The 23,914-nt window shown below is 63.6% G+C and carries 27 protein-coding genes, 1 other RNA gene and 1 pseudogene; 14 read left to right on the top strand and 15 right to left on the bottom strand.

Features of this window, described 5'->3' with window-relative positions; genetic code table 11:
• The first annotated feature begins 202 nt into the window (after nt 1-202).
• From KBZ19_RS10905 to KBZ19_RS10890, 4 genes are all read left to right on the top strand, one after another.
• On the top strand, nt 203-1,045 hold the full coding sequence (locus KBZ19_RS10905; RefSeq protein ID WP_399220142.1) for a vitamin K epoxide reductase family protein: 843 nt from the start codon (nt 203-205) through the stop codon (nt 1,043-1,045).
• Nucleotides 1,046-1,134: 89 nt separating this feature from the next.
• Nucleotides 1,135-2,445 (top strand): Nramp family divalent metal transporter, encoded by a 1,311-nt coding sequence (locus KBZ19_RS10900; RefSeq protein ID WP_255100936.1) that lies wholly within the window; start codon nt 1,135-1,137, stop codon nt 2,443-2,445.
• Nucleotides 2,446-2,474: 29 nt separating this feature from the next.
• Entirely contained in the window at nt 2,475-3,104 is a 630-nt protein-coding gene (locus KBZ19_RS10895) for a class I SAM-dependent methyltransferase (RefSeq protein WP_255100935.1), read from the top strand.
• 29 nt (nt 3,105-3,133) lie between these two features.
• Nucleotides 3,134-4,222, top strand: coding sequence for a DMT family transporter (locus KBZ19_RS10890; RefSeq protein ID WP_255100934.1), 1,089 nt, complete (start codon nt 3,134-3,136; stop codon nt 4,220-4,222).
• 171 nt (nt 4,223-4,393) lie between these two features.
• Here KBZ19_RS10890 and KBZ19_RS10885 read toward each other — a convergent pair whose 3' ends face one another.
• Together KBZ19_RS10885 and KBZ19_RS10880 are read right to left on the bottom strand one after the other, a co-directional pair.
• Nucleotides 4,394-4,906, bottom strand: coding sequence for a hypothetical protein (locus KBZ19_RS10885; RefSeq protein WP_255100933.1), 513 nt, complete (start codon nt 4,904-4,906; stop codon nt 4,394-4,396).
• The gene (locus tag KBZ19_RS10880) at nt 4,903-5,202 is read right to left on the bottom strand and encodes a galactose oxidase (RefSeq protein ID WP_255100932.1); all 300 of its coding nucleotides are present in this window, start codon (nt 5,200-5,202) and stop codon (nt 4,903-4,905) included. Before KBZ19_RS10880 ends, KBZ19_RS10885 begins: the two co-directional genes overlap by 4 nt.
• 541 nt (nt 5,203-5,743) lie before the next feature.
• On the opposite strand from KBZ19_RS10880, the pseudogene KBZ19_RS10875 reads away from it, so the two are divergent.
• A pseudogene (locus KBZ19_RS10875) lies at nt 5,744-6,843 on the top strand (IS256 family transposase).
• 452 nt (nt 6,844-7,295) lie between these two features.
• Here KBZ19_RS10875 and KBZ19_RS10870 read toward each other — a convergent pair.
• From KBZ19_RS10870 to KBZ19_RS10840, 7 genes are all read right to left on the bottom strand, one after another.
• The gene (locus tag KBZ19_RS10870) at nt 7,296-7,844 is read right to left on the bottom strand and encodes a hypothetical protein (RefSeq protein ID WP_255100931.1); all 549 of its coding nucleotides are present in this window, start codon (nt 7,842-7,844) and stop codon (nt 7,296-7,298) included.
• A gap of 48 nt (nt 7,845-7,892) precedes the next feature.
• A complete protein-coding gene (locus tag KBZ19_RS10865; RefSeq protein WP_255100930.1) occupies nt 7,893-8,138 on the bottom strand; it encodes a hypothetical protein in 246 nt (81 codons plus the stop codon).
• Between the two features lie 400 nt (nt 8,139-8,538).
• Complete coding sequence (locus KBZ19_RS10860) at nt 8,539-8,988, bottom strand: hypothetical protein (protein ID WP_255100929.1); 450 nt, start codon at nt 8,986-8,988, stop codon at nt 8,539-8,541.
• Between the two features lie 755 nt (nt 8,989-9,743).
• Nucleotides 9,744-10,883, bottom strand: coding sequence for a hypothetical protein (locus KBZ19_RS10855; RefSeq protein WP_255100928.1), 1,140 nt, complete (start codon nt 10,881-10,883; stop codon nt 9,744-9,746).
• A gap of 611 nt (nt 10,884-11,494) precedes the next feature.
• Nucleotides 11,495-11,680 (bottom strand): CsbD family protein, encoded by a 186-nt coding sequence (locus KBZ19_RS10850; protein ID WP_255100927.1) that lies wholly within the window; start codon nt 11,678-11,680, stop codon nt 11,495-11,497.
• Between the two features lie 299 nt (nt 11,681-11,979).
• Nucleotides 11,980-12,144, bottom strand: a complete 165-nt coding sequence (locus KBZ19_RS10845; protein ID WP_255100926.1) for a DUF1328 domain-containing protein — start codon at nt 12,142-12,144, stop codon at nt 11,980-11,982.
• Between the two features lie 43 nt (nt 12,145-12,187).
• Nucleotides 12,188-12,352 carry a CsbD family protein gene (locus tag KBZ19_RS10840; RefSeq protein WP_233132746.1) on the bottom strand — a complete coding sequence of 55 codons (165 nt, stop codon included), beginning with the start codon at nt 12,350-12,352 and terminating at the stop codon, nt 12,188-12,190.
• Nucleotides 12,353-13,142: 790 nt separating this feature from the next.
• Here KBZ19_RS10840 and KBZ19_RS10835 point away from each other — a divergent pair.
• On the top strand, nt 13,143-13,496 hold the full coding sequence (locus KBZ19_RS10835; RefSeq protein ID WP_255100925.1) for a hypothetical protein: 354 nt from the start codon (nt 13,143-13,145) through the stop codon (nt 13,494-13,496).
• Here KBZ19_RS10835 and KBZ19_RS10830 read toward each other — a convergent pair.
• Entirely contained in the window at nt 13,478-13,666 is a 189-nt protein-coding gene (locus KBZ19_RS10830; RefSeq protein WP_255100924.1) for a hypothetical protein, read from the bottom strand. The two genes, KBZ19_RS10835 and KBZ19_RS10830, sit on opposite strands and share 19 nt — an antisense overlap.
• Nucleotides 13,667-13,716: 50 nt before the next feature.
• Nucleotides 13,717-13,887, bottom strand: coding sequence for a hypothetical protein (locus tag KBZ19_RS10825; protein ID WP_255100923.1), 171 nt, complete (start codon nt 13,885-13,887; stop codon nt 13,717-13,719).
• Nucleotides 13,888-14,105: 218 nt separating this feature from the next.
• Between KBZ19_RS10825 and KBZ19_RS10820 the strand changes: the two genes are divergently transcribed.
• From KBZ19_RS10820 to KBZ19_RS10810, 3 genes are all read left to right on the top strand, one after another.
• On the top strand, nt 14,106-14,519 hold the full coding sequence (locus tag KBZ19_RS10820) for a hypothetical protein (protein WP_255100922.1): 414 nt from the start codon (nt 14,106-14,108) through the stop codon (nt 14,517-14,519).
• A 469-nt stretch (nt 14,520-14,988) separates the two neighbouring features.
• Nucleotides 14,989-16,563, top strand: a complete 1,575-nt coding sequence (locus KBZ19_RS10815; protein ID WP_255100921.1) for a serine hydrolase — start codon at nt 14,989-14,991, stop codon at nt 16,561-16,563.
• Between the two features lie 50 nt (nt 16,564-16,613).
• The gene (locus tag KBZ19_RS10810; RefSeq protein ID WP_094510516.1) at nt 16,614-16,961 is read left to right on the top strand and encodes a hypothetical protein; all 348 of its coding nucleotides are present in this window, start codon (nt 16,614-16,616) and stop codon (nt 16,959-16,961) included.
• Nucleotides 16,962-16,992: 31 nt separating this feature from the next.
• Here KBZ19_RS10810 and aroB read toward each other — a convergent pair whose 3' ends face one another.
• Together aroB and recQ are read right to left on the bottom strand one after the other, a co-directional pair.
• Nucleotides 16,993-18,105: a 3-dehydroquinate synthase gene (aroB, locus tag KBZ19_RS10805; RefSeq protein WP_255100984.1), complete on the bottom strand. Its 1,113-nt coding sequence runs from the start codon at nt 18,103-18,105 to the stop codon at nt 16,993-16,995.
• 123 nt (nt 18,106-18,228) lie between these two features.
• Nucleotides 18,229-20,109 carry a DNA helicase RecQ gene (gene recQ / locus KBZ19_RS10800; protein WP_255100920.1) on the bottom strand — a complete coding sequence of 627 codons (1,881 nt, stop codon included), beginning with the start codon at nt 20,107-20,109 and terminating at the stop codon, nt 18,229-18,231.
• Between the two features lie 111 nt (nt 20,110-20,220).
• Here recQ and KBZ19_RS10795 point away from each other — a divergent pair, with 111 nt between their 5' ends.
• The 3 genes from KBZ19_RS10795 (at nt 20,221) to ssrS (ending at nt 22,672) form a co-directional block, all read left to right on the top strand.
• Nucleotides 20,221-21,135 carry a carbohydrate ABC transporter permease gene (locus tag KBZ19_RS10795; RefSeq protein ID WP_255100919.1) on the top strand — a complete coding sequence of 305 codons (915 nt, stop codon included), beginning with the start codon at nt 20,221-20,223 and terminating at the stop codon, nt 21,133-21,135.
• A 76-nt stretch (nt 21,136-21,211) separates the two neighbouring features.
• Nucleotides 21,212-22,483 (top strand): 5-(carboxyamino)imidazole ribonucleotide synthase, encoded by a 1,272-nt coding sequence (locus tag KBZ19_RS10790; RefSeq protein WP_255100918.1) that lies wholly within the window; start codon nt 21,212-21,214, stop codon nt 22,481-22,483.
• A 6-nt stretch (nt 22,484-22,489) separates the two neighbouring features.
• A non-coding RNA gene (gene ssrS / locus KBZ19_RS10785) (6S RNA) lies at nt 22,490-22,672 on the top strand.
• Nucleotides 22,673-22,794: 122 nt separating this feature from the next.
• Here ssrS and KBZ19_RS10780 read toward each other — a convergent pair.
• Complete coding sequence (locus KBZ19_RS10780; RefSeq protein WP_094510513.1) at nt 22,795-23,073, bottom strand: DUF2103 domain-containing protein; 279 nt, start codon at nt 23,071-23,073, stop codon at nt 22,795-22,797.
• Between the two features lie 68 nt (nt 23,074-23,141).
• On the opposite strand from KBZ19_RS10780, the gene KBZ19_RS10775 reads away from it, so the two are divergent.
• Nucleotides 23,142-23,357, top strand: coding sequence for a hypothetical protein (locus KBZ19_RS10775; RefSeq protein ID WP_094510512.1), 216 nt, complete (start codon nt 23,142-23,144; stop codon nt 23,355-23,357).
• Between the two features lie 5 nt (nt 23,358-23,362).
• Here KBZ19_RS10775 and clpS read toward each other — a convergent pair whose 3' ends face one another.
• The gene (clpS, locus tag KBZ19_RS10770) at nt 23,363-23,728 is read right to left on the bottom strand and encodes an ATP-dependent Clp protease adapter ClpS (protein WP_094510757.1); all 366 of its coding nucleotides are present in this window, start codon (nt 23,726-23,728) and stop codon (nt 23,363-23,365) included.
• Between the two features lie 75 nt (nt 23,729-23,803).
• Between clpS and petN the strand changes: the two genes are divergently transcribed.
• Nucleotides 23,804-23,905 carry a cytochrome b6-f complex subunit PetN gene (gene petN / locus KBZ19_RS10765; RefSeq protein ID WP_094510511.1) on the top strand — a complete coding sequence of 34 codons (102 nt, stop codon included), beginning with the start codon at nt 23,804-23,806 and terminating at the stop codon, nt 23,903-23,905.
• Nucleotides 23,906-23,914: the final 9 nt, after the last annotated feature.

Here is a 23,914-nt window from a genome sequence, read left to right as displayed (position 1 = left end):
GGATTCATCCCCTTGGGTTGGCAAGTCGGGCGGACAAGCCTCCCTGGCGCAACGCTAGGCCCTTGACCCTGAAGCCACTTCAGGCTTTTCAATGGCCGTATCTCAGCCGTTCTCTCCCCCTGTGAGCAGCGCTACGCGAACCAAGCCTCTCTCCAGCCGTCGGGTCGGCCAGGAGCCAGGCCGGCCCTGGGTGCGCCTCACCATGGCCGTGCTCGCAACGATCGGCATGATCGATACCGGCTCGATCACCGCCAAGCGCTGGGGTTGGATCGGCAGCCTCTCCTGTCCGGGCGGTAGCGATGGCTGCGACAAGGTGCTCGGCAGCGCCTGGGGCACGCTGCTGGGCCAGCCACTTTCTCTCTTTGGGTTCCTGGCCTACGCCACGGTGCTCCTGCTGGCCCTGATGCCGTTGCTGCGAGGAGGTCTGCGTGCCCCAACCTCGGAGGGCAATCGCTGGGCTCTGTTCCTCGTCAGCTGCGGCATGGCCGTCTTCAGCCTGGTGCTGATGGGGCTCCTGGTCTTCGAGATCAAGGCCTTCTGCACCTTCTGTGTGGTGTCAGCCGCCCTCAGCCTCGCGCTGTTCCTGTTGAGCCTTGTTGGAGGTGGCTGGATCGACCGCAGCCAACTGATCTTTCGCGGAGTGATGACAGTCCTCCTTGTTGGTCTGCTGGGGCTGGGCTGGGCGGCATCGGCGGACCAGCCTGTCGCTCAAAGCGGACGGGCGGCTCCAGCTGTCATCAGCGCCAGTTCGCCGGCCAAGATTGCCCTGGCGGAGCATCTGAGCGACGTCGGCGCCCGGGTGTTCACGGCGTACTGGTGCCCCCACTGCCATGACCAGAAGGAGGCCTTCGGCAAGGAGGCCGCCGCCAAGCTCCAGGTGATCGAATGCGCCGAAGACGGCGCCAACAGCCAGGCGCAGCTGTGCAAGCAGCAGGGGGTTCAGGGTTATCCCAGCTGGCAGATCAAGGGCGTCGTGGATTCGGGCGTCAAGCCGCTAAATACTCTCGCTGATCTCAGTGGCTACACAGGTCCGCGTGACTTCTGAACAGGCAATCACCCTGCCAGGCCAGCCATTCCCCGATAAGGGACCAACGCCACCCTCGCCCTAACCTCCAGCTCCGCTGGCGTCGCTTCATGCCTGATGCACCGCGCGGCACGGCCGCACGCACCAATGCCCAGACGGTGGAGGTGCCTGCCGGCCTAGGCATGTTGCGCACCTTCCTACGGGTGCTCGGCCCCGGCTACCTGGTAGCCGTGGGCTACATGGATCCGGGCAACTGGGCCACGGATCTGGCGGCCGGATCCCAGTTCGGCTATCGCCTGCTCTGGGTGATCGGGCTCTCCAGCCTGATGGCGATGGTGCTCCAGTCGCTCTGCTGCCGCCTGGGCATCGCGACGGGGCTGGATCTAGCCCAGGCCTGCAGCCGGCTGCTGCCCAGGTTCTGTCGGATTCCCCTGTGGCTGTTGGCCGAGGTGGCGATCATTGCCTGTGACCTGGCCGAGCTGGTGGGCAGCGCCATTGCCCTGCAGCTGCTTTTCGGTCTTCCCTTGCCCTGGGGGGTGGGCCTCACGGCCGCCGACACCCTGTTGCTGCTTGCGCTGCAGCGCTTCGGGATCCGCCGGCTGGAGGCCCTGGTGATCGCGCTGGTGGCCCTGGTGGGCGGTTGCTTCGCGGTGGAGATGTTCCTGCTGCAGCCGGACTGGGGCCAGGTGGGCCAGGGCTTTCTTCCCCAGGCCGCCAGCCTCAGGGACGGCCAGCAGTTGTTTCTGGCCGCCGGCATTCTCGGCGCCACGGTGATGCCCCACAACCTCTACCTGCATTCCTCACTTGTGCAGACCCGCCTCTGGGCCGGCGGCCAGGTGGCGCAGCGCAGGGCCCTGGCTTTCAGCACCTGGGACACCCTGATCGCCCTCAGCCTGGCCTTTCTGATCAATGTCTCGATCCTGGTGCTGGCCGCCGGCAGCTTCTACGGACGGCTACCGCAGCCGGTGACGGACCTGAGCGAGGCCTACCGGTTGCTGACGCCGATGCTGGGCACCTCGCTCGCCAGCGTGCTGTTCGGGGTGGCCCTGCTGGCGGCGGGCCAGAGTTCCACCCTCACCGCCACCATGGCCGGCCAGATCGTGATGGAGGGGTTCCTGCAGATCCGACTGCCGGACTGGAAGCGGCGACTGCTGACCCGCGGCCTCGCCCTGATCCCGGCGATGGCCACGGTGATCCTGTTCGGAGAACGGGCCACCACGAATCTGCTGGTGCTGAGCCAGGTGGTGCTGTCGCTGCAGTTGCCGTTCGCGGTGATCCCGCTGGTGTGGTTCTGCGGGCGGCGCGGTCTGATGGGCGAGCTCAGAGCGCCGCTCTGGCTTCAGGCAGCAGGCTGGCTGTGCGCCAGCGTGATTGTGGTGATCAACCTCTCCTTGCTCAGCGCGGTGCTGCGGGGTGGCTGAACTGTTGACAGCCGCCTCTGCGTGAACCCATGACGAGCAAAAACCACTGGGAGTCGATCTACGCATCCAAGGCCCCTGATTCGTTGAGCTGGTATCAAGCCCATGCCGATGACTCACGCCGGCTGCTTCAGGCTGCCGGCATACCACTGGATGCGGCGATAATCGATGTGGGCGGGGGTGCCTCCACGCTTGTGGATGACCTCCTGAACCTTGGCTATCAACGGATCACGGTTCTGGACCTTTCCAGCGCGGCACTGGCCGTGACCAGAGAGCGGCTTGGCGCACGCGCCGCTGCGGTGCAGTGGCTGGAGGCCGACATCCTCACGGCCACCCTGCCCGAGCATGCCTATGACGTCTGGCATGACCGGGCGGTGTTTCATTTCCTCACCAGCCCCGCCGATCAGCAGGCCTATGTCCGGGCCGTGCTGCAGGCGCTCAAGCCTGGTGGCACTCTGCTCCTGGCAACCTTTGCCGAAGACGGCCCCACCACTTGCAGTGGCTTGCCTGTGGTGCGTTACAGCCCTGAGAGGCTCCAGGAAACTTTGGGGACAGCATTCCGTTTGCTCGATCATGGGTGGTTGCGCCATCGCACACCAGGCGGCGCGGAGCAACACTTTCTGTCCTGTCGGTTCCAACGGACTTCCCCATCGTTTGCATAGGAGCCTGTCCGGTTGCTGTGGTGATCCTGATGACCTCCCAGACGCGAGAACAGCACCGCGGCTGGTTGGCGGGCCTGATTGCTGCCGCCCTGTTCGGCTCCAGCGCTCCGCTGATCGGCAGCTTGAGCCACGGGCCGTCCCCCGTGCTCGTGGCGGGTCTGCTGTACGCCGGTGCGGCATTGGTGCTGTTGCCCCTGGCAGTGGCCGAGGCCCCGACCAGCCGCCACGCTCCGATCCAGCGGCAGGATTTCCCCCTGTTAGGGCTGATCACCCTGTTGGGCGGCATCGCCGGACCGATCGCCCTGGTCAAGGGCCTGGCGCTGCTCACCCCGGGGGCCTCGGCGCTGCTGCTCAACCTGGAGGCGGTGTTCACGGTGCTGATTGCCGTGGGGGTGGGTAAGGAGCACCTCGGTCGTGACGGCTGGGCGGCGGCCGCCCTGACGCTCACCGGAGCCCTGGTGCTCTCGGCGGGTCCGCTAGGCGGCAGCCAATGGAAGGGCGTGCTGTGGATCGCCCTGGCCTGCCTGTGCTGGGGCATCGACAACAACCTCTCCCAGCGCCTCAGCCTGCGCAACCCCCTGCAGATCTCCGCCGCCAAGGCCCTCGGGGCTGCCCTGCCGATGCTGGCCGTGGCCCAGCTGCAGGGGCACCCGGTCCCGTTCGTCTGGATGAGTGCCGCCCTGCTCGGCATCGGCAGCCTCGGCTATGGCGTGTCGATCTGGCTCGACATGGTGGCGCTGGCCTCCCTTGGCGCCGCCAGGGAAGCCGTGGTCTTCTCCACCGCTCCCTTCCTTGGCGCTCTGGTGGCGGTGGGTCTGCTGGGTTCACCGCTCAGTCCATCGCTGCTGCTGGCGGCGGCCGCCATGGCGCTCAGCACAGGCTTGCTGCTGCGATCCAGCCATGGCCACTGGCACCGCCATGCCGAACTCGATCACCAGCACCGTCACTTCCACGCCCCTGTAGACGGCGATGCGCACCACCTTCATTCCCACCGTTCGGAGGATCTCGCGGACCTCGAGCCTGGCCAGCCCTTCTGGCACAGCCATCGCCACCGCCATGACCCGCTGGCCCACGAGCACCCCCACGTCAGCGACGTGCACCACCGCCATCAGCACTGAGTCGTCCGCTCTGCCTACTCCTCAGATCCGGATCAATGGCCAGCTCCCCGCTGGTGATCCCCAGCCGCTGGTCAGTGCGCTCCAAGCGGTTCGGGCAAAAGCGCAGCAACTGGCGGCCATGGATCAGCCAGCCCTCCATTGGGGTCAGGGAGACACGAGGTGATGGACGACTCATGCCTCTGTGAGTCGGGCCTCGATCAACCGGCAGCACTCCTGCACATCACTCGCGCTCTCTACCCCCTTGCTGAGCGAGCAGAAGAACTCACGCCACAGCGGCGGCACCGCCAGCAGGATCAGCGGCCTACCCGCATTAAGCGCATGGGCGGCTTCTGATGCTGTGCCGGGGCCTCCGCGCCCGCAGATCACCACCACATTGGCGCTGAGCACGTTGATCACGTTGCGGGCCTTGCCCATGCCGGTGAACAGGGCCAGATCCAACTCCGCCGTGCTTTGCCTGTCGTCACCCTTCCCTTCATCGGGCAGCACCCCCACCACCAGGTGCCCCTCCACCCGCACTGCGCCGCGGCTGGCCGCCGCCATCACCCCCGCAGGTCGGCCACCGGTGAGCAGCACCCATCCTCTGGTGCTGATGCACTCCCCCAGCTCCTCGGCCAGGGCCACAGCCTCAGCCGAGGCGCCCTCTCCTGCACCCATCACACCCACAACTGTTCGTCGGTTGCTCATGCCACCTCCGGGCACCAGCCGCGCTGGCGCGTCATGTCCTCGGTCCAACCCTGGCAGCGGCGGGTGAGGTGCTCCCCTTGGGTCAGCAGGCCCTGGTGCAGCTGGCAGGTGAGCAGGGGGATGCAGTTCACGCCGGCATGGTGGCGAAACCAGTGGCATGTCATGCAGACCTTGCCGCTGCGGCTGGCCACCAGCACCACCCCATCGAGGTAGGGCCAATGCTCGTAGCCGCCATCGTCTGCCGCTGAGCTGGGCGCCCTCCGGGTGCCGCGGGAGCGGGGTGGGGAAGCAGCCACGGCGACACCATCACAGAGAACACCTGTACTAGCAGAGGTCATCTAGTTCTGGCCAGCTCGGGCGCGACCTCAGCTGGATCCCCAGGTGACAACGACGCTGTAAGCGGGCTGATGGATCCGGCGCCCAGACCAGCACCCGATTCCTTGAGGCCCCCCGCCAGGAACTGCCATGGACGACGCGGCGTAGGTCAGCACCGCTGAGGGGGGTTCAGCCCTGACCCCGGTGAGAAGCACAGAAAGGCTCAACTGGCCTGGTGCGGTTTCTTGACCTTGCCGCACAGGGGTGAGCTCTCCACAGGATTCCGCTCGAACGCGAAGCGAGCTCGGATGAAGGCCGTGCCTCAGACGATTGTCGTTGCAAGAGGTGGGCAGGCCCGTTACGCTGGCTCTGAAAACTACCTCAACCAGGAGAACCAAGGCCACTGGTTATTCTGATGCCTCAGCCTTGGTGCCACTTCTGGATGACAGCACAGCCGGGGGAATGATCTCTGAGCTGGTGCGCTAGGGCCTGCAGCAGCTGATCGAGCTGGAGGTCACTGCCGTGCTCGGTGCGGAGCGCCATGAGCGCAGCAATGACCGGCTCGGCTACCGCAACGGCTACCGGCCGCGCACCCTGGCCACCCAGGCCGGCGACATCGACCTGCTGATCCCCAAACTGCGCACCGGGGGCTTCCTTCCCTCGATCCTCGAGCCCCGCCGCCGCGTCGATCAGGCCCTCTATGGCGTGGTGATGGAGGCCTACATCGGCGGCATCTCCACCCGCAAAGTGGACACCCTGGTGGCGGCCCTGGGCGTCCAGAGCGGCATCCCCAAGACCCAGGTGAGCCGCATCTGCCAGGGCATCGACCAGCAGGTACAGGCGTTCCTGAACCGGCGGCTCCAGGAGTCTGGCTACGCCTACGTCTATCTCGATGCGACGTACCTTCACGGCAGGCTGGGCCGGGCCCTGCAGGTCTGCTCCAGGGCTGCTTTGATCGCCATGGGCGTCATGCCTACGGCCGCCGTGAACTGCTTGGCCTGCAGGTAGGTCACAGCGAAACCGAGAGCCTCTGGAGCGAGTTCATTTGCTCGCTCAAGGAGCGCGGCCTCACTGGCGTCAAGCTGGTGATCAGCGACGCCCACGTGGGCCTCACCAACGCGATCCGGCGGATGCTGCAGGCCTGCTGCTGGCAGCGCTGCAGGGTCCATTTCGCCAGAAACCTGCTTCAGCGGGTTCCCAAAGCCCACTAGGGGATGGTCACGGCGGCCCTGCGCTCGGTGTTCAGCAAGGAGGACGCCGTTGGCCTGGTGGAGCGCTGGGGTGGCCTGGCCGCCACACTGGCCGAGCGTTTCCCCAAGGCAGCTGAGCTGATGGAGAAGGCCAAGGAGGACGTGCTGGCATTCCGCTCCTTCCCGCAGCCCCACTGGAAAAAGGTCTGGAGCACCAACCTTCTCGAGTGCGTCAATGAGCAGGTCAAACGCCGAAACCGGGTCGTCGGCATCTTCCCGAACGACGCTTCGATCACGCGCCTAGTGGGGGTGGTGCTGCTGGAGCAGGACGAGCACTGGCAGCTTGAGGGCCGGCGGATATTCTCCGCAGACAGCAAGGCCGCCATCCCGTCGCTGAAGGATCTGCCGGCCCTGCAGGACTGCCTGGAATAAGCGCCCACACCTAGGCCCCAGGAAATCGTGGTCGTGGCGCCCCCGGGGGCGCAGCGGCCTCGATCACCGCCCGGGGGCCGGCACAGCCGGGACAGCGCCCCGCAAAGCGGCGAACGCCAACAGCACAGCTATGCTCCAGGCGAATAACTTGACAAGTCAATCGTCTGGGTTCATGGTGAAGAAACGAGGCGTATCTGCACCTCGGGAATGACAGCCCGTCATTCCATCCTGTTCACACTCGGACCAGGGCAATCGGGCCTCAGCTTTTACACAACGCGAAGGGAAGCGGCCTAGTTGAATCGTTTCTTTTTGTGCCGCCCTTGGTTAACCATGCTAGGCTCCCAATCTATCCATTCAATGGCATTCGACTCAGTGACAACAACTCTCGGCTGCCACGGTGGTGCTTACGCCGGCTTGCCGCGACTTGTTGAGGACTTACCAAATAGCCTGCTTTAACCAAATGCAATCATTCTGCGTCTTACCACTACGCCGGCATGCGGATCATCAATCTTATTCAAGTTAAGTCTCGCCAAGAAGTCTCCATACTCAGTGGTTAATGGATTCTGCTCGTTGACAACATAAAGACAAAAGTCTCCCGCAGCATCAAAGAAGCCTGCTTGGCGCATGCCACCAACTGAACCTATAGAGTCGTCTTTGCAGATACGATCAAGAACCCCGAATGCTTTCTTCGCGCAAGACACTGAAGAAAAGTCTTGCCCAAGCATTGATCTGAAGTCGGACTGTCCATCACCTATCGCATAAGCCTCTTCGTGCTGGGAGAGAACTTGATACTTTACGAGGCAGTTCAGAGTGCCAACACTAGACAGGTCCACTTTCGCTTCGAACCAAGCAAGCTTCAAGGAAGTCCTGTCTTTTGGATCACGTCCAGCGAGAAAGAAGTCCACGGTATAGTCATAGTCAAGATCCTGGCACAGATGAATGGATAGCTCTTCGTAGATCCGCTTTACAAGCTCGCAGACTACTTCAAGGCTGAGAGTCACGCTCTCTGGAATGTATTGCAAGTTTGCAAGTGCTAAGTCAAAATAGCATTAAAAGACATGCATTCCAGCAACGTTCCCGCTGAATGCAATGCCATAGACACTGTCAAAGGCAACTCTTGCGTCGTCAAAGGCTTGCCCTTCATCAAGTGGCTCGACAGCCTTGACTCTAACCGGCGATACCTTTACACAATAATGGCTGCTGTGTGAACTGCTGCTCATTTGAGAATCTGAACCCAGGTATATCTGGGTCTTGCCGCTGTTTAGTTCTTCAACCACGGCGATTGCAAGCGTCACTCGACCGAATGGATGAAGTGGCAAGTCAGCCTAGCCAAAAGCCCAGCAACTTGCAATCTCGGCGAACGACTTCCAGCATGGTTCAGCCTATGTGTTCGTGGTTGTTTAGATTTCTGGACAAGGACCATTGACGATATGTGAGAAGGATTGCTACCTTTAACGGAATCTCCAACCCAGGAGATTCCCCCATGCATTGACTATAGTTCAAGACCTCGGTCGCCATGGGGGCGAACAGTTTTCGCAAGACGCACCAGGAGATCGCCGCCGCGAAATCGCGGAGCCCCCCGATCCAGGGGAGGCTGTGGAGGAAGCAGCTCCTGGAGGGCGCGAAGATGATCCAGTAGGAACGATATCGACGCCGCAGCCAAGCGTCTGCTTCCACCAAGTCATAGAAGTGACTTCACATGTTTGTTGCATCAATATCGGATTTCTTCTCGTCCTCGAAATCTTCAGGGAATCTCTGGGAGATCTCTTCGGCAGTAGTGACCGCTGTTTTCCGCATCTCTTCTATACCGCTGAATAACTCAATGCCCATTACTTCGCCACAACTGGAATAGTACTGTGCCATTAGAATCGAGATTTCTGATGCACGGTTCATGATGCTTTCGAACTCATTTGCCAATGCAAACGCATGTAGGTCATTACCGTCTAGCTGTGACGTTGTCTCGTTAGTTATTTGGGGATTGCCCTCTTCGTCGCAGGAGTTGGCATTAAGGAGCTCAATGTCCCGACCAAAGCTGCAGGGCGCAAATAATCCCTCTTTGTGGACCGACGATGGCAGTGAACTACCTTCAACGGAACCATTTGCTTTTCCGATATTGGTGTTATCGGTGTCCTGAATGAAGCTCATGGTGAAAACCCTCAAGTGATTGGTAAGTGTTGACGTGAAGTCCGTAGTCCTGGTATTTCTGCTCTGTGCATGGAGGTAAACTCTTCTAATGTGAAGACGAAGCACTGTCCATTCAGAGCATGGCTCACTTGTTTGAGCCTAACGACCCGCTATGCATGGTGTTCTCGGGGGGGGGCATGCATCAAATAGCCTGGAACGGCCGCGTCTAGCTGTGGTTGACATTTGCTACCAGAGTCAGCTTGTATCTTCATAGCACTCATCAATCCTCGATGTTGAGATTGAGGCGGCAAGCAGACTCGACTGGACTCTGTCGGGATCCCAGCGAATAAACCGGCTGATCCGAATGTAGTCTCGACCAGGGAGCAGTACTTGTGACTCACGAAGGCTGCGAATAAACCACCGTGTACAGCTGAGTCGTTCTGCTAGCTGATCTGTAGTGATCCAGTGGGTTGATGTAGTCGAGTCGGGACGTGGATGCCGTTCAGTAGATGATTTCATGGGGGTCGGAGGAAACCCACAACACCCCAAAGGGCTTGTGGAAGTGAGTTTCGCTACGGCAACGATTTGCGGACCGGCTCCGGGCCGGGCTCTACCTCGGTGGGTAGAGCAGTGCGATTTGTTTACCTCCTCAGATCGGCAATCCGGAGCCGATTTTGAGGGCGGAGTGAATGGAGCGTGCACACCCACTGCAGCAGTTCTAGCACCCCATCTAACAACCTGGCAACCCCATAAGTGCAGGCCGGATCCTCTCAGACTCACCAACCCTTCCCTGCCAGGCGTTCTCGAGCCCTTTGCACTTGTCGTGCGGTGTGGTCCTCACTGCTCCATGGATAGGAGTCAATGTGGATCTGAAGAGAGTGACCCATAAGATCCGCTGCACCTGCGGCATCAATACCCAGTCGATGACATCGTAGTGAGTAGGCATGCCGAAGTCCATACAGCGTCGCATGCTCACTGCGTGCAGCAGCAGCAGCAACCATTGTCTTCCATGACGGCTTATTTCTTAGATAAAGCCGAATGGCATCAGCAACGCCGTTCGTTGCTGAGAATGTTGGCAGTTTCAGGACGTTGTCTTCCCACCGTTCATGTAGTTCCCACTGCTGAACGGTTCCGTTGTGGTCCATCAGTGGCAATGACTCTACCCAGCGTGGCTTCGTGCTGCCACGTCCAGATTTCTTCTCGTAGGCCACATGCCAGCGTCGCTTACCACTGCGTGGATCTTCCCGAATGCTGAGATACTGAAGTTCAATAGGTCGAAGTCCCAGCTCCGCAATCAGACGTAAGGCATCAGACCATGGCTCGTCAGGAAGGCTTTCTACCATTGCCACGATGTCTGCATCCGGAATGGGGTCCGACTTCTGAACACGGCGTCCATCCCTCGGAGCTGCACCGATCAACTCACGCATGGAGCCAGCCGGCAGCCATGCCTTCGGAAAGTCGCAGCGATGGACAGAATGATCGAGAAATGCCGCTAGGGCGCGTACTCCTATCTCCCTGGCCCGGCAGCCGCTCTGCCAGTGGCTAGTGGCGGCTTCAATAAGACCAGTGGCGTCCTTCGGGGGGTCGGCGGACTCCATTAATTGGAGTGCCCGCTGGAGCACGGGCAGGTATTTCCTGTTCCAGGTGGTCTCGCTCACGGCTGTCCCCCGCGTCGTCTTAGCTCGGTTGAAGGACGCCAGAGCCTTTGGCCAGTCCAGACGTGCCTGACTGGAGCGGCCCTCCACCAGTGGCATGGCCTGCCGCAAGCTCAGAGAAGGTTCCCTCTGCAGTTCTGATGCCAGCTGCGTGACCCTATTGATGATCGGGCCTTGGCTTGCACTGGTCCACGCGTAGGGGAGCTGAACGCTTTGAACCTTCTGATTGGCATGAGGAACCTTGATCTCAAGGCGGGTCATGCCGTTTCGATCGCCCCGAACGTGCCATCCCGTACCCCCTGCCGCCTGGCGGACGGCTGCGTTGAGTGCTCTCGCCCAGACGGCCGGCTTGGCCTTCGGAGGCTGCTTTCGAGCGGCGTTCACCATCCGATCATTCTGGCAAGCACTAGGCAGAATGTACGACGGATTTACGACCAGCGGCTTGCAACGGGCACCGCGGAACAACAGCCACACCCATAGAAGTACTGCTATGACTTGATCAGCCTAGTGAGAGCGGGAGGCTGCCAGGGCTTTGGGAGCACTAGGTCGCAGGTTCGAATCCTGTCGCCCCGATTGACTTTTCAGGGATTGGTGACCACCTCCGGTTGGCCATGGGTTGGACGGAAGCCCATCGGGCTTGAGGTAACGCCCTCTCCTGGACGGAGATCCGGACCCCCCTTCGCCGACGCAGGCTGTGGAGCAGTGGCAACAGTTCCAGAAGGCGGGCTTGGGCCGTTTTGAGCGGCAGTGCTAGTTCAGATCACTCCGTCAGGGCTAGGAGCCTGTTGTGTGTAGACCAACAGGCTCCTAGACGTAAGCGGCCCGGCCTGGAGTCTTCAGGCGTGATACCAGGCCGTGCCGCTGATCCTGGCTCAGCCCATTCCGGCCTTGCCCTTGACGTCTTCAACAGCATTCCGGCCTTTAGCCTCAGCCTGCTTCGCCTTACCGGCGAGGCGATCTCCCTTGTTGCCAGTGACCTTGCCAATCGATTCCTGGGTCTTGCCCTCGATGTCCTTGGCGCCAGCCTTGACGCGGCCGGCGGTGGAGGCCAGGGGCAAGGGGGAGGCGCTGAGAGTGAAGGCTCCTGAGGCCTGGGCGGGAGCGCTCAAAGCCGGCGTGGCGATCAACACCAGCAGTCTGAAGACAAGGCCAAGGCAAGTGGCGGCCAACTGGCGCAGAAAACGAAAGTGGTGCTTCATGGTGACGATAGCGAGGGCGGAAAGAGGTTTAGTGCAATGAAAAGAAAAGCTGTGGCAACCAATACTGCATGTCCAGAGTTGTTCAATAGTCAGTAACCACTGATTACTGGACTCCGATCACAATGATCTGAGCAGAACATTATGATTAACGCTGCTATTCACATTGCGCTGCGCCGGCCGCTGAGGAAAGAGATCACGGCAAGCACGAGAAACACAAGGAACAGGATCTGAGCGATGCTCGCAGCTGATCCGGCGATACCGCTGAAGCCCAGGACCGCAGCGACGATCGCAATGACAAAGAAAGTAATGGCGTAGTTAAGCATGACGAAGCTCCTAAAGTGTGTTGATTAGCTGAGCAATCTTTGTTTAGTTGGTGGCGTCGCGCACCGTGTCTTTCAGGTCTTCCATGGCATGTTCACCGCTGGCTTGGGCTTGCTTGACCTTGCCTGCTAGCTGATCCTTCTTGTTACCGGTGATGTTGCCAGTGGCCTCCTGAACTTTGCCTTCGATGTTCTTAGCGGTGGCTTTCATGTCTTTTCCCATACCCATGACTGACTCCTTTGTGGATGTGCACATCCATGTGATATGGATGTGCTCCAAGTCTGCTCATGAACACGAGCATTGATTCGCCAATGGTCTTTCGCCTTTCTTAAGCTCTTCTGCATTAAGTCTGCAGGATTGGTAAGTTTATTCAGCCATATTCTGATATGGGCACATTGATGCGCATCGTCAGCACATCTGCTTCATTTCAGTGGATCCGTTCAGGGCACTCCCCGAAACCAGCCATTACGCCTCCACTTCCCCATGAAGGAAGGATTGGGTGCAGCTAGGAGTTTGTGGCCCGAAGACCGCGGCCAGCCTCTCCACAGAAGCCCCTGAAACCGCCCAGATCTAAGTTGCTGCATTCAATCTGGGCGAGAGAATGGGGTATGCCCAAGACCTTCCGCCCCTGGCAGCCTGAGCAGACCACCCGCTGCCGCCATCACCCAGTGACTGACGCTTAGAAGACCATCAGGTGTATTCATGCTGGATCTGGTGGATGAGCTGGATCTCTCACAGGTCCTGATCCCTGCTCAAGCCAAGGATCACCGCGGGGAGAGGGGCTTTGACCCCAGGATGTAGCCGGCAGGCTTCCGCGAAGCGGTTGACGCTGCTGTTGCTCGATGCGTACTGCGTGAGCATCGTCTCTTCCCGCAGGATCGAGCACGCCTGCTACGAGGACCTGGCCTTCCGGGTGCTGACGGCCAACTAGCAGCCAGACCACAGCCGCATCAGTGAGTTCCGGCGCCGCAGCCTTGACGCGCTGACTTGACGCGCTGACTTGACGCGCTCACTTGACGCGCTCATGGGTCTGTTCGTTCAGATCCTGCGGCTCTGTCAACCAGTCTGGATGGTGAGCCTGAGCCATGTGGCGCTGGATGGCACCAAGGTTCAGGCCAACGCCTCCAAACACAAGGCCATGAGCCATGAGTGGATGCTCAGGGCGGAAAGGGATCTCGAGCAGGAGATCAACGCCTTGTTGCTCAGGGCCGAAATCCTGGATGCCCAGGAGGATCGTCGCTACGGCAAGGGGAATCGTGGCAGTGATCTGCCTGATGACCTGAGTCTGGCGCTGGAGGCCTGGTGTGCCAGCAGAGCGAACAAGCTGGCTACGGATCAGGTCTTGGGCTCCTGAGGTACCGGCGGAAGCCGCCGCTCCACCTGGAGAAACACCAGCCAGGCCAAGCCGGCGCCGATGCCGCCGGTCCAGTCACTGCGCAGCAGCTCCACGATCGAGATCGTGCTGGCGCCAATACGGAGGCCACGCAGTAGGAAGCGGCCCAGCTTCTCAAGGTTTAAGGGCATGAACAGGGGCTCGAGCTTCAGGTTGGCGGGAGGCTAGAACCCGCCAGCAGCTAGGCGATCAGCGCAACCAACTGCTCCATCCGATCCAGGCGTTGCTCCAGGTACTGCAGCTCAGGGCCGCCGGCCTTGCTGCAGGCCATGCCATTGCTCCTGCCGCTGGCTGCCAACTGGCCACTGGATGTGCCGCCCTTGGTGCCGTTGACCGGGAGGGCGCTACGCAAGGGGGGACTGTCGGGATGGCTGAGCAGGATGTCCACCTGTTGAAGTTTGGGACCACTGCTGAGGCCCTTGATGCCGCGGTGAAGGCGCTAGTGGATGGATCGTATTAGCCTCAGTCGCTATCAATAAGCTATGATCATCTTCTCAGTGCGCACTTATGGCGACTGCCTCAGGCTTGTGTGATGAGCTAGAGGATGTGCGCTTCTCTGGAGGCTAAGGAATGAATCGACTCCTGCATGCCGTTGGGGCCATCGTTGTCGTTCCATACGTTGTGCTGGCACTCTTCTTTCTTTGCATCGGTGAGGTTGCACGAGCAAGAGGCCTTGGTGCCCTTATTGAGATCGCCTGGAACAGCCTTGACTGGTTCGCCTGGGGTATCTACTTAGCCCCTGCCCTTTGGGTTTGCCTTGTCGCCACAGATTTTATTCCAAGCCTGCAAAGAGCAAGCTCACTTTGCCTGTGCCTGCTTGCCGCTGTCAGCTTCCTTGTGGTTGTCACCTTGTCTTCAAATCAAGTTGGCATTGGCGAGTTCATTTTCCTGCTCCCATGCATCGGCGTTGCCGCGACCAGCGCTTGGCTATTCGCTCAGATTAGTCACAAGACGCCGTCATCCTTTTCTTCTGCAGACTTCTAAGCAGACCTCAAGGCCAGGGTCGCGTCGGTAGGTGTGGATAACACTGGGCGGCTGTTCGGCGGTATCTGGACGATGTGCAGACAGTCTGCCGACGAGAATCGTTCAGATCTGCGGTGGCACCGGTCTCCGGTCCATTCACAGGAGGCCCTCCGTTGCGACGCTTCGGCGTGAACCAACCAGACCAGACAAAGCCCTGGACCGCGGCAGAACGCTCGCGGCTTCAGCAGCTCCAGCGGCGCCAGCCGCACTGGCTCAGGACAGGCCATCCGCAGACCTTGCCAATGGAAAGGCCTCAGGTGAACCACCACCCGAGACCCCTGCCCGAAGGCACCACCACCGTGAAATGCTGGTCCTCGACAAGTATGCCCGCTTGCTGGCATCTCGCCGGCGCAGGGCATGACCATCCCCGTTCAGTGGCGGGCGAATCTGTGCAGCGGCCTTAGCTTCCGGCCGTACTGCCAAAGCCCCAGTGCCGGTCACTTTCCGCCTCCCCCGCCTGCTGATGGGTGCCGCCCTGCTGGCCGCCAGCCTCGCCACCGGCTTCGCCGCGGCTCCCGCTGCACGGGCGGCGGCAGCGGCCCAGCGGGTCACCCCACAATCCCTCGCTGCCGCCCTGGCGCGCCTCGATGGCCTCGCCACGGCCATGCAGCGCCGCACCGGCGTGCCGGGCATGGCGATCGCGGTGGTGCACAACGATCAACTGGTGTTGCTGCGTGGCTACGGCGTGCGCTCGGCGGGGCAGGCAGGAACGGTCGATCCCGACACGATGTTCCAGCTGGCCTCCCTCTCCAAGCCGGTGGCCAGCACCGTGGTGGCGGCCCTGGTGGGAGATGGAGTGGTGGGCTGGGACGATCCGGTGCTGCGCACCCTGCCTGAGGCCCGCATCGGTCCGGCCGGCACGGCGCCAGATGTGACCCTGCGCGATCTGCTCTCGCACCGCAGCGGTCTGCCTGATCATGCCGGCGACGACCTGGAGGATCTCGGCTTCGATCGCAACACGATCCTGTCCCGGCTGCGTTTCCTGCCCACCAACAACCGCTTCCGGGCCGACTACGCCTATACCAACTTCGGCTTCACCGCCGCGGCAGAGGCGGCTGCCCGTGCCGGTGGCAGCAGCTGGGAGGCGATCTCGCGCGAGCGGCTCTACAAACCCCTGGGCATGACGCGCACCACCTCCAGCCATGCCGCGTTGATCGCCGACGCCAACCGTGCCCGCCTGCACGTGCCCACCGCACAGGGCTGGGTGGCGCGCTTCGATCGCGATGCCGATGCGGAATCTCCCGCTGGCGGGGTGAGCGCGTCAGCGCGGGACATGGGCAGCTGGTTGCGCTTGCAGCTCAACGGCGGCCGCTTTGCCGGCAAGCCCGTGCTGCAGGCCGCCGCTCTGGCCGAAACCCATCGCCCGCAGGTGATCAGCACCCCACCGGCGGATCCAGCCACCGATGCGGCCGGGCTCTATGGGCTCGGCTGGAATGTGGGCAAGCACGGAGCAGGGCTGGTGCAGCTCTCCCACTCCGGTGCCTTCTTCCTTGGTGCCGCCACGGCTGTGTATCTGCTGCCTGCCGAAAAGCTCGGCATCGTGGTGCTCACCAACGGCCAACCGGTGGGCCTGCCGGAAGCGGTGGCGCTCAGCTTTCTGGATCTGGCGGTGGAAGGGGAGGTCAGCCGTGACTACCTCCCGTTGCTGCAGGGCATCTTCAAGAGCATGAGCCAGCAGGACTACCCCGCCGTGGTGGCCCCCGCTGTCGTCGTGCCGCCGCTGCCCCTGGAGCGCTACGTGGGTCGCTACAAGAACGACTACTTCGGGCTGCTCAACATCCGCCGCAGGGCCGATGGCCTTGAGCTGCTGATCGGCCCGGAGCCGCAGCGCTTCCAGCTCACGCCGGTGAGCGGCAACACCTTCTCCTATCAACCCCGCGGCGAGAACGCCTTTGGCCCTGCGGCGGTCACGTTTCAGGCCGGCGCCGGCGGAGTGCCCACGACCGTGTGGGTCGGAAACCTCGATCGCAACGGGCTGGGGCTGTTCATTCGCCAGAAACCGTGACGTTTTGACAGCTTTGCCGCGATGCTTGGTCAGCGTTTCACGGCATTCCCTTGTTCAATGATGGCCACGATGGTGCGCCCCAGCTGCCGCCGCTGAACCGCCAGCAGCTGGAAACCCTGCTGGCGGCGCTTGATCCCCGGCTCGATGGTTTCGGCAAGGGAACCTCCTGCCTCGACGATGCCGCCGCCTTCCTGGCGCGCCTGTCGGCAGAACCTGCCGCTGCGAATGGCGCCGGCACCAGCGGCAACGGAACGGGCAGCAGCAACGAATCCGCACCGCTGCAGGTGTGGCTGGAGGCCTGGCGTTCCGCGGGCGGCAACCGCCAGACGCTCTCACTGATGGTGCGGATGCTGCTGGCGCAGGCTGGCGAACCGCACAGTTCACCAACTAGCGCCTGAGCCCAGGGGGCTGCGGCGTCGCGGTCGCTGCTCAGAGCGAGCCGGCCAGCAGCTGGCGGATCAGGGCCGGATCCACGTCGTTGCGGATCACCACATGGCCGATGCCGGTGGGCAGCACGAAGCGCAGCTGCCCCTGGTTCACCTTCTTGTCGCTCTGCAGGGTCTGCATCGCCGCCTCCACGTTCAGCGGCGGCAGGACCAGCGGCAGGCCGGCCTTGGCGATCACCGCCCGCTGGCGTTCCTGGTCGGCGGCTTTCCACAGGCCCATCGCCAAAGCCAGCTGACCGACAGCCTCCATCCCCATCGCCACCGCTTCGCCGTGGATCACGGTGCCGTAGCCGCAGAGCGTTTCCACCACGTGGCCGAGGGTGTGGCCGTAGTTGAGGATCGCCCGCAGGCCGCCCTCCCGTTCATCAGCTGCCACCACCCGGGCCTTGGCGGCAGCCGAGCGCTGCAGCAGCCGCTGCAGGCGGGCCGGGCCGATCGCCTCGAGGCTGGAGAGATCCGCCGCCGACTCCAGGTCGGCGAACAGGATCGGGTCACCGATCACGCCGTATTTGATCACCTCCGCCATGCCGGCGCGGAACTCCCGCTCCGGCAACGTGGTGAGCGTGGCGGGATCCACCAGCACCAGCTCCGGCTGGTGAAAGGCGCCGATCAGGTTCTTGCCGCCGGGGTGGTTCACGCCAGTCTTGCCCCCGATCGCCGCATCCACCATCGCCAGCAGGGTGGTGGGCACCTGCACCACGGGGATGCCGCGCAGCCAGGTGGCGGCGGCGAAGCCCGCCATGTCGCCCACCACACCGCCGCCCAGCGCCACCACCAGAGATCGCCGCTCCAGTCGCTGCGCGTAGGCCGCGTCGTGGATCTGGGAAACGGTGGCGGGGGTCTTCTGCTCTTCCCCCGCGGCGATCACCAGCCGGGTGGTGTGGAAGCCGTGCCGCTGCAGGCTGGCCAGCACGCGGGCGCCGTAGTGGTGATCCACCTCAGGATTGGTGACCAGCAGCACCTGGGTGCCGGCCGCGAAGCCCCGTTCCTCCAGCAGACCGCCCAGCGCCTCCAGCGCCCCTTCACCGATCCGCACCGTGTAGGGATTGCTGGCCAGCGCCACCTCGATCGTGCGCAGCGGCGACCCCGCCACCACTCCAGGGCCGGGGGTGCGGTCGGATCGGAAGCTGGTGGGCTGGCTGGAGGTCATTGCGGAGACCCTTCGAACGGAGGGGGGTCTGATCGTGCTGAAGGTAAGGCGCGGCTCCCTGCGGCCGGCTCAGCTGTCGTTGTTGAGCAGGCTCAGCAAGGCGCTGCCATAGCGCTCCAGCTTGGCAGCGCCGATGCCGCTGATCGCCGCCAGTTCCGCGATCTGGAGCGGCCGCCGCGCGGCCAGCTCCACCAGCGTCCGGTCATGGAACACCACATAGGGAGGCACCGCCTGCTCACGCGCCTGTTCCCGCCGCCAGTCCTTGAGCCGTTGCAGCAGCTCGAGACCGGCGCCCTGCCCGTCGGCCCCGGCCCCGGCTGCGCCTGCGGCCCCGCTCAGCGCGCCGCTGCGTGCCCGCGAGCGCCGCTCCTGGCGCGGTGGTGGCAGCGGCAGCTCCAGCCGCTGTTCGCCACGCAGCAGCGGCCGCACCTGCGCCCCGGCCCCCCAGCGCAGCCCCCCGTGTCCATCGGGCACCGGCTCCAGCAGCCCGGCGGCGGTGAGCTGCCGCAGCAGGGTGCGCCACTGGCCCCGGTCCAGTTCCTTGCCGATGCCGTACACACTCAGTTCGTGGTGCCCAAGGGCCCGTAGGCGCGCTGTGTCGGCCCCCAGCAGCACATCCACCACATGGGCGGCGCCGAAACGCTGGCCGGTGCGGTACACCGCCGAGAGGGCTTTCTGGGCCGGGATCGTCACATCGGTCCGCTCCTGAGGCTCCAGGCAGCGGTCGCAATTGCCGCAGGGCTGCTCTAGGGTTTCGCCGAAGTGGGCCAGCAGCACCTGACGGCGGCAGCCGGGCGCTTCGGTGAAGCCGATCAGGGCCTCCAGTTTTCCGTGCTCGATCCGTTTCTGGGCCGGCTCGGCCTCGGAGTCGTCGATGAAGCGCCGCAGCTGCGGCACATCACCGGCGCCGTGCACCATCCAGGCGGTGGCCGGCAGCCCGTCCCTGCCAGCCCGGCCGGTTTCCTGGTAGTAGGCCTCCAGGCTCTTGGGCAGATCGACATGGGCCACAAAGCGCACATCCGGCTTGTCGATGCCCATGCCGAAGGCGATCGTGGCCACCACGATCACACCGCTGTCCCGGCGGAAGCGGCTGAGTGCGGCGCTGCGCTGTGGCGCCTCCATTCCCGCGTGATAGGCGATGGCGTCATGGCCAGCGGCGCGCAGGTCCGCGGCGAAGCGGTCCACCCGGGCGCGGGAGCGGGCATAGACAATGCCGGCATCGCCGCGGTGCGCCTCAAGGAAGGCCAGTAGCTGGGCCTTGGCCTCGTCCTTGTCACGCAGCAGGTAGCGGATGTTGGGGCGATCGAAGCTGGCCGTGAAGACACGGCCTTGTTCCAGCGCCAGCCGCGCCACGATCTCGTCGCGGGTGCGCGGGTCGGCGGTGGCGGTGAGCGCCAGCCGTGGCACCTGGGGAAAGCGGGTCGCCAGCTCCACCAGCTGCAGGTAGTCCGGCCGGAAATCGTGCCCCCACTGCGACACGCAATGGGCCTCATCAATGGCGAACAGCGCCAGCGAGCGCTCCGCCAGCCGATCGAGCAGGTCGCCGGACAGCAGCCGCTCCGGCGACACATACAAGAGATCCAGGTCCTGGGCCTGGAAGGCGCGCCAGATGGCGCTGCTCTCCTCCGGCGCGAGCGCCGAATGCAGCGCCGCCGCCCGCACGCCCGATTGCCGCAGGGCTTCCACCTGGTCCTGCATCAAGGCGATGAGTGGCGAGATCACCACCGCCAACCCAGGGCGGCACAGTGCCGGGATCTGATAGCAGAGCGATTTCCCGCCGCCGGTGGGCATCAGCACCAGCGCCGAGCCACCGTCGATCACGTGCTCCACGATCGCCTGCTGCGGGCCGCGGAAGGCCTCGTAGCCGAACACCTCGCGCAGCACGCCCTGCGCTGAAGCTCCGTGCTGCAAGGGGCCCTGCGGCGACACGCTCGGCTGCGGGTGTCCCAAGGCGGTGGCCCCTGCGCGCTGATCTCCCACAATGGCGCCATGAACGGCCCATCCGTACCGCGCCCAGCCCCTGCTGCGGCCCCGGCTCTGGCCACGCCCACGGGAACGGCTATGTCCACAGCCCCGGTCACGCCCTCGCCCACGCCTTCGCTCCTTGGTCGTCGCCTCACCCCCTGGGGCTTCCTGGCGCCGGCGCTGCTGCTGCTGGCGGTGTCCGTGCTTGTGCCGGCGGCGATGGCTCTGGTGATCAGCTTCACCGCCACCGGCCTGGACATGAGCGAACCGCTGCGGTTTGTGGGCCTCGCCAACATCCGCCGCCTGCTCACCGACCCGGTGTTCTTTCAGGTGCTGGGCACCACCTTTCTCTTTCTGGTGGGTGTGGTGCCGCCGATCGTGTTCGGCTCGCTGGCCCTGGCGGTGCTCGTGAACCGCAGCCTGCCCGGCATCCACTGGTTCAGGGCCGCCTTCTACACCCCCGTGCTGGTATCGATCGTGGTGGCGGCGATCGCCTTTCGCTGGCTGTACGCCGAAAACGGCCTGATCAACGGCTGGTTGGCAGCGCTGCTGGGCGGCACGTTCGAACCGATCGGTTTTCTCACCAGCCCGTTGCTGGCCTTGCCAGCAGTGATGCTCGTCACCCTGTGGAAGGGACTGGGTTATTACATGGTGATCTTCCTGGCCGGTCTGCAGGGCATCTCGCCGGAGCTCTACGAAGCGGCGGCACTGGATGGCAGCGAAGGCTGGCGCAGCCATCTGGATATCACCCTGCCCCTGCTGCGCCCTTACATCACCCTGGTGGCGGTGATCTCGGCGATCGCGGCCACCAAGGTGTTCGAAGAGGTGTTCCTGATGACCCAGGGGGGGCCGGCCGATTCCACCCGCACCCTCGTCTATTACGTCTATGACCAGGCCTTCTCGGAACTGGAGATCAGCTATGCCTGCACCGTGGGCCTGGCCCTGTTCCTGATCGTGCTGGTCTTCTCGCTGCTGCGCTACCTGCTGACCGGCGACCGCAGCCTCACCTGAGCCCGATGGACGCGGTGGATGTCAGGCTGCACGCTTGCTCGGCCGCCCCGGCGGACCACCATCAGGGGCAGCAACCATGAGCGGCAGCATCGGCGTGGTGGGGGGCGGCCAACTGGCCCTGATGCTGGCGGAAGCGGCGCGGCGGCTGGGCGTCGAGCTTCACGTCCAGACGCCCCTGGCCACCGACCCGGCCGCAGCCCTGGCCACCAGCGTGGTTCTCGCCCCCATCGATGACCTGGCCGGCACCCGGGCCCTGGCTGCCCTGTGCCAGGCGATCAGCTTCGAGAACGAATGGCTCAACCTCGACGCCCTGGCAGCGCTGGAAGCAGAGGGTGTGGTGTTCCTGCCGCGGCTGCAAGCGCTGCAGCCGCTGGTGTCGAAGCGCAGCCAGCGGGAACTGCTCGGCCGCTTGCAGCTGGCCTCGCCCCGCTGGTTTCCGCTCGAAGCGGTGCTGGCCCCTCGTGCGGGGCTGGCTCCCGGTCCGCTGCCACAGCCAGAGGGCGGGCCCGCCGCCGGGGGCTGGCAGCCGGTCATCCTTCAGCCTGCCAACCCGCCCGAACCTGCCGCCCCCCATCTGCCGGAGGGCTTCAGCTTTCCCCTGATGGCCAAGGCCGCCACCGGCGGCTACGACGGCCGCGGCACCGCCTGCATCCACGACGACGAGGAACTGGCCGCACTGCTGGAGCGTGTGCCGCCTGAGCAGTGGTTGCTGGAGGAGTTCGTGACATTCGAGCAGGAACTCGCCCTGGTGGCCTGCCGGGATCGCGACGGCAATGTACGCACCTTCCCGCTGGTGCAGACCCACCAGCACAACCGCGTCTGCGACTGGGTGCTCGCCCCCGCCCCTGTGAGCCATGCGGTGCAGGCGCGCGCCCGGAACGTGGCGGCTTCCCTGCTCACGGCGCTCGATTACGCCGGGGTTCTGTCGGTGGAGTTCTTCTACGGTTCAGCCGGGCTCCAGGTGAACGAACTGGCACCCCGCACCCACAATTCCGGCCACTACACGATCGAGGCCACCGCCACCAGCCAGTTCGAGCAGCAGGTGCGCATCGTGCAGGGTCTCGACCTCGGCGACACGGCCCTGAAGGTGCCGGGCGCCCTGATGGTGAACCTGCTGGGCTTTGAAACTGCCGCGTCGTCCTACGAGGAGCAGCGCCGTGCCCTGGCCGACCTGCCCGGCGCCAGCGTGCATTGGTACGGAAAACGGGAGTCGAGTCCGAGCCGCAAGCTGGGCCACGTCACCGTGCTGCTGAGTGAGCAGCAACCGGAACAGCGGCTGCAGGAGGCCATGGATCGCCTCGATCAGGTGCGTGCGATCTGGCCGCTGCCTCCCGAGGAAAAGCCTTAGGGTGTGGTCGAACTGCTGTGTTGGTGACTGCCTTTCACAGTTTTCTGATCTGACTCCTTCTTCGACGTGGGTGGTCTGTCGCGACGGTGACGTATGCCGGCCTTGCTGCTGGAAACGAAGCCCCGCTTTGCCTGCCCCTCTGGTTCTTCCAGGTCGAAATCTGGGGCAAGACGGCACGGCGGTTCACCCTTTTCTCTGTCAAGGTCCCCGGCCGCTGTTGCGGCGTTCTTGCGGGCCTGATCACTGCCTCGCCGCCGCCTGGATGCGTCCAGCAAACCGGCGCAACCCCCCGCCGCACCTCTTGCTGTCCATCAAGCCTCAGTGAGGCCATCCAGCCTCGACTGCAGCGCCTCCTTCTCCAGGGTGGTCACCACGAACACCTCCTGGGCGGTGGTGCCCTTGCGCGCCAGCAGCTTGAAACCACCCCGTATCGGTGCGGACACCTTCAAGCGCAGCACTGGACTGCGGCCTTTCACGCGGGTGATCACCGCCGGGGTCACCGTGTCGACGCCATCGCCGGCCGCCAGCCGCCGCAACACCGGAATCAGACCCTCGATGTAGGTGCTGTGGGTGATCACCACGCGACCCATCAAACGGTGTCCTTCATGAGAAACGGTCGCAGGAACTGTTAAAACGATGACAGTTCGGAGGGCATTCCGTGCATCAGACACGCGCCGCCATCGCCCGTCAGCTCAGTTCGCACCAGGGTGAAGCCGTTCAGGTGGTGAAGGCCGATGTGGCCCAGGGGCACAGAATCCGTGGATTGGCCGTATGCCCCGGGCGCGTGATGAGCTTCGTGCTCGATGCCTGCACCGGCTCTGTGCGCACGCGCAATCTGCTGGAACTCTCCTCGCTGACGCGTGATCTGGCCTGAGCCGGTCATGCCCGCTCCAGGGGCGCCATGGTGAGCCCTTCGGCGGCGAGTTGCTGGTGGTACAGCTCCGCCTGCTCCTGCGGACCACACCACACCACCGCCGAGCCTTCGGTGTCGATCCGCTTGGCCAGGGCCCAGGCGTGGTCCGGCTGCATGCCGGGGATGTAGGTCAGCAGGCAGGCCACCACGTGCTGATAGGTGTTCACGTCGTCGTCGAGCACCACCACCTTGAAGTTGGGATAGGGCTGCTGCAGGCGCACAGGCTCCAGCACCGTGGCGGCTTTGCCAGGAGCAACGTTCCAAGGGGCAGACCCGGCCCATGGGTTGGCAGACACCCCTGCCCCTGGCGTGGCGAAGAAAAGACGAACCATGGCCATCGCGACCGGCCAATACCGGCAAGGCAGCAGCTTAGGTAAAGTGCGCCGAGTCAAAGTCGTGTCCACGCCATGCTGATCACCCTGGGTTGGTCCTCGCTCGCCGCCCTCTTCAGCTTCTCGATCGCCATGGTGGTGTGGGGCCGCAACGGCGACGGCAGCATCAACTTCTGATCTGAGCCC

The sequence above is a fragment of the Synechococcus sp. L2F genome, assembly GCF_024345695.1.
In the GTDB taxonomy this organism is placed as follows: Bacteria; Cyanobacteriota; Cyanobacteriia; order PCC-6307; family Cyanobiaceae; genus MW101C3.
This window is presented reverse-complemented; position numbering and strand designations above follow the sequence as displayed.